Genomic DNA, 4,734 nt, shown 5'->3' on the forward strand with positions numbered 1-4,734 from the left:
ATCGCGTTGCCGATCCAAGCCTGAAATTCAGGACAAAGAAATGATTGCGTCCTACGTCAGGTTAAGGCGACGCCACCGTTCAAGAGCCAAAAGGAACAGCGCTGCACCCTCACTTTGCCCGTGGTCGAGACTCGTTCAGGACAGTAGGAATCGACGATCTCTTCAAAATAGGGAAAGGCTTCGGGGGGGCGCCGTAACGCGCGATACAGGAATTGCCGGCGCAACGGCTTTGTCCTGCGGCGCATCCCGCCCCAGGGTCTCGCGATGTCGTGTGATCCCTCGCGAAGGTTGCGATCAGACCTTTCGCTTCCAAGCGCGCGCCAGCATAGGTCCATAGACCAGTGCGAAAATGGCGAAGGCTAATGACCAGGAGAGAGCGGACAGGACGAGCAGTTGGGGATAGATCGGCATTGCAAATGGTGCGAGCACGCGAGTGGTCGCGGCCGCCATCGCCAAGCCATAGATGGCCAACGTCGGGCGATCCGCGCGCCGTTCGCGGCCGGTATGGCTTCGGCTGGTCCGGGTCATGACCGCCAGCGTCATCATGCCGATTGCGCCGACGTCCAGTGCATGGATCGCGGCGGAACCGGCCAAATGCGCCGGCCAGAGGATCGAGGCGCCAAGCATGGCAAGACCGAGCGCGCACCAGAAATAGCCGAGATGAAGGACGGCCACCATGCCGTCGTTGATGACGATCCAGCCACGCCAGCGCAGCAGACGGATAAAGAGGCCAGCGCCGGCGATGATCAGCAAGACCCCGGTGACGGCGGCCAAGGGCCAGACGACCCACAGCGCTATGCCCGCGCCGGTGATGCCGAGCACGGCCGTGTCGAAGCGACCGTAGGATGCCGGTTCCGGCTTGATCTTGTGCTGCGCCATCCAGTTGCGGGTGAAGCTTGGCACGAGCCGTCCGCCGATCAGGGCGATGAGGAAGATGATAAGGCCGATGGCCATACGTTCCGGCGCCAGGGCGATATCCGGCACGATCATGGTGATATGAAAACCGATATTGGCGATCGCTAGTAGTGATACGACGATGCAGGGCGCCACGTTGCGCCAACTGCTGGCCGCAAGTTGCTCACGCCAAAGCGCGCTGGCAAACACGATGAGGAACAGCGCGTCGATCAGGGCGGCTATCGAACCGAGAACGGGATAGGCGAGCATTGCCAGCCGTCCGACCGCCCACAACATGACCAATAGGACGATTGACCGTCCTGCGACGGGATAGTGTCCCGTCCAGTTGACGCCTGCAACGGTCATATACCCGACGATTACCGCGGCGGTGTAACCAAACAGCATTTCATGCACATGCCAGTCGCGAGTGAAGATCGTCGCCGAGATTTCCCCGATACCGAGAAACGACAGGAGCCAGAGCGGGATTGTCACCGCGGCCCAAAGTGCGGCGAAAAGGAAAAAGGGCCGAAACCCGAAGCTGAATAGGGCCGGGCCGCGATAATCCCGAAGGATCTGAGCTGTCGTCTTCATAGATTCTCACAATCTGGCAAGGTCCGCCAGCATGGCGCACGCAATATCGCCAACACCCCGCGCCAGCCATAAGAATTTCCAAATGTCGGTCGATCCGATGGTTCCAGAAAAATCTTGCCCTGTGGCGGACTAAAATCCAAGCTGCATTTGCGTCCTTCATGCCGTCTGGAGACGATGGAGGGTGCGTGACTTTGCCGGTGGGAGAAAAAGCCGTGAAGCAGGACGTTGAAGATCGGCTGTTCATGTCGATCAAGGGATTTATACAGGCCATCGGCCCCGAAGATGCGCAAATGCGCCTCCATCACGAGACCCTTATTGCGGCAGAGTTCGACCGTTGCCATTCAGGCGAACCTTTCAGACGCACCGTGCACGCCTTTCAAAGGAGGATCAGGGCCTTCTCAAGGAGTGGATGGGGCTTGCGGCCAGGGCCAGGGAATTGGCGCTGGAAACGCGGTAAGCGGAGCGCCGGTGACGATGCCGGGCGGCAACGCCCTGAGCGTTTGTCGTTCCGATGGCCATAAGCTATGTTCAACGTATCGTTTTTGTGCCTGTTACCGAGCAGCGAGCGCATTCGGCGTCTCGATTGCCGACAGGGCAAGCCCATCCCGTTTCAAGAGCAAGGTCCGGCATGCCTTTCAACGAACGCTCGAAACATATAACGCAGGGCGCCGCCCGTTCGCCGAACCGCGCCATGTACTATGCGCTCGGCTATGAGAAAGCCGATTTCGACAAGCCGATGATCGGCATCGCCAACGGCCATTCCACCATCACCCCCTGCAATGCCGGCCTGCAGCCGCTGGCCGACGCGGCCATCAGCGCTATCGCGGCGGCCGGGGCCAATCCGCAGACCTTCGGCACGCCCACCATTTCCGACGGCATGTCGATGGGCACCGAGGGTATGAAATATTCGCTGGTCTCGCGCGAGGTGATCGCCGACTGCGTCGAGATTTCCGTGCAGGGACAGTGGATGGACGGCGTGCTCGTGCTCGGCGGCTGCGACAAGAACATGCCGGGCGGTATGATCGGCATCCTGCGCGCCGACGCGCCGGCGATCTATGTCTATGGCGGCACCATCAAGCCCGGGCGCTGGAAGGGTGAGGACCTGTCCATCGTCTCCGCCTTCGAGGCCGTCGGAGCCTTCATGGCCGGTACGATCGACGAGGCGGATTTCGAGGGTATCGAGCGTCACGCCTGCCCCTCCACGGGCTCCTGCGGCGGCATGTACACTGCTAACACCATGAGTTCCTCCTTCGAGGCGCTCGGCATGTCGCTGCTCTATTCTTCCACCATGGCAAATCCGGATCAGGAGAAGATCGATAGCGCGGCGGCATCCGGCCGTGTGCTGGTTGAGGCGGTCAAGCGGAATATACGCCCGCGCGACATCGTCACCCGCAAATCGATCGAGAATGCGGTGGCGCTCATCATGGCGGTGGGCGGTTCGACTAATGCGGTTCTGCACTACCTGGCGATAGCCCATGCCGCCGAGGTTGAGTGGACGCTTGACGATTTCGAGCGTGTGCGTCGCAAGGTGCCGGTGCTGTGCGACCTGAAGCCCTCCGGCCGATACATGGCGGTGGACCTGCATGCTGCAGGCGGCGTGCCGCAGGTGCTGAAGATCCTGCTGGATGCGGGTCTCCTCCATGGCGATTGCCTGACGATCACCGGCCGCACGCTTGCCGAGGAACTGACCGACGTGCCAGCTGAACCGCGTGTTGACCAGCGTGTCATCATGCCGCTGCGGCAGGCGCTCTATCGCGAAGGGCATCTGGCCATCCTCAAGGGCAACCTTGCCGAAAATGGTGCGGTGGCCAAGATCACCGGACTGAAAAGCCCGGTGATCTCCGGTCCGGCGCGGGTCTTTGACGACGAGTCTTCCGCCATGGAGGCGATCCTCTCAGATAGGATCAGGCCGGGCGACGTGGTGGTTCTGCGTTATCTCGGGCCGAAGGGCGGGCCGGGTATGCCGGAAATGCTGGCACCGACCTCGGCTCTGGTCGGCCGGGGCCTCGGAGAAAGTGTCGGCCTCATTACCGATGGCCGGTTTTCTGGCGGCACTTGGGGCATGGTCGTCGGCCATGTCTCACCGGAAGCCTTTGTCGGCGGCACCATCGCGCTCGTGGAGGAGGGTGATGCCATCACCATCGACGCGCAGCGCCTGCTACTGCGACTGAACGTGGACGCGGCCGAGATTGCCCGCCGCCGCGCTGCCTGGAAGCAACCCGAACCGCGCTACAAGCGCGGTGTGCTCGCCAAGTTCGCCGCGCTCGCTCGCCCGGCCGACGAAGGTGCCGTTACCGGATAGCTGACGGAGCCTGACGTCTATCATGAGCCATTTCATGCTTCTCACGCTGCATCTTTTTGCTGCTATTCTGTTTGTAGGGACTGTCTTCTTCGAGGTTCTCGTCTTGGAAGGCATCCGCAAGCGGGTGGGGCCGGACGTGATGCGCACGGTGGAAACGGCAATTGGCTGGCGGGCGCGCCGCCTGATGCCGTTCGTCATTGCGGTGCTCTATACGGCTGGCGTGTCCATGGCCTGGCAATATCGCGAAGACCTCGCCCGTCCCCTCGACAGCAGTTTTGCAACGCTGCTGTCGATCAAGATCGTGCTGGCGGCCAGCGTTCTGGCGCATTTCATCACGGCCGTCATCCTGGGCGCGCGTGGTAAGCTGAGGTCCAGGCACACGAAAGTCATCCACCTCAGCGTCTTCTTCCAAGTGGTCCTTATCGTTCTCCTGGCAAAGGCTATGTTTTACATCAGCTGGTGACGATCTCTGGCGAAAAAGGCCTGCTTCGCCAGACCATCAAAGGGCGCACGCGGAATCATTCCAGATCGTCATGATCCTGCGCAACGTAAGCAGTTAGCTGATGGCGTGAGGTGACAGCGTGAGGTCTAAAGTTTCATGGTATCAGCGCCTCGAGCTCGGAGACTGGCTAGCCTTGAGCGATACGGGTCAAGCTCTGGGAGTTGGTTGAGCGGATCGACGCCGTGCCGAGCACCTTTTTCCAAAGATAGAAGAGGCTGGCGACGATGGCCATGGACTTTACCTAATGCAGCTTGCACCGTCTGTCGGTACCCTTGTTGTGAACCTCATCCTCGAGCAGAATTCCGGTGAGTTTGGCCGATCGCTTGACCGGCCGTTGGTATCGTTTGGTGGCAGTTCGCACTTTCACTTAGGTGTTTAGTCCCGGTATTTGATGGTGCACTATTCAGCCAGGAATGGAGGGATGCGCTATGGGACAGATTCTACA

4 protein-coding genes are annotated in these 4,734 nt (G+C 60.6%); 2 read left to right on the top strand and 2 right to left on the bottom strand.

Annotated features, from left to right (window positions below; all coding sequences use genetic code 11):
• Positions 1–294: 294 nt before the first annotated feature.
• Positions 295–1,485 (bottom strand): NnrS family protein, encoded by a 1,191-nt coding sequence (locus AKG11_RS33055; protein WP_050747090.1) that lies wholly within the window; start codon positions 1,483–1,485, stop codon positions 295–297.
• Positions 1,482–1,826 carry a hypothetical protein gene (locus AKG11_RS35015; RefSeq protein WP_130520688.1) on the bottom strand — a complete coding sequence of 115 codons (345 nt, stop codon included), beginning with the start codon at positions 1,824–1,826 and terminating at the stop codon, positions 1,482–1,484. Before AKG11_RS35015 ends, AKG11_RS33055 begins: the two co-directional genes overlap by 4 nt.
• A 287-nt stretch (positions 1,827–2,113) precedes the next feature.
• Between AKG11_RS35015 and ilvD the strand changes: the two genes are divergently transcribed.
• Both ilvD and AKG11_RS33065 read left to right on the top strand, forming a co-directional pair.
• Positions 2,114–3,787, top strand: a complete 1,674-nt coding sequence (gene ilvD / locus AKG11_RS33060; RefSeq protein WP_050747091.1) for a dihydroxy-acid dehydratase — start codon at positions 2,114–2,116, stop codon at positions 3,785–3,787.
• A 22-nt stretch (positions 3,788–3,809) separates the two neighbouring features.
• Positions 3,810–4,250, top strand: a complete 441-nt coding sequence (locus AKG11_RS33065; RefSeq protein WP_050747092.1) for a CopD family copper resistance protein — start codon at positions 3,810–3,812, stop codon at positions 4,248–4,250.
• Positions 4,251–4,734 lie beyond the last annotated feature (484 nt).

Source organism: Shinella sp. SUS2, from assembly GCF_001262505.1.
Classification (GTDB): domain Bacteria; phylum Pseudomonadota; class Alphaproteobacteria; order Rhizobiales; family Rhizobiaceae; genus Shinella.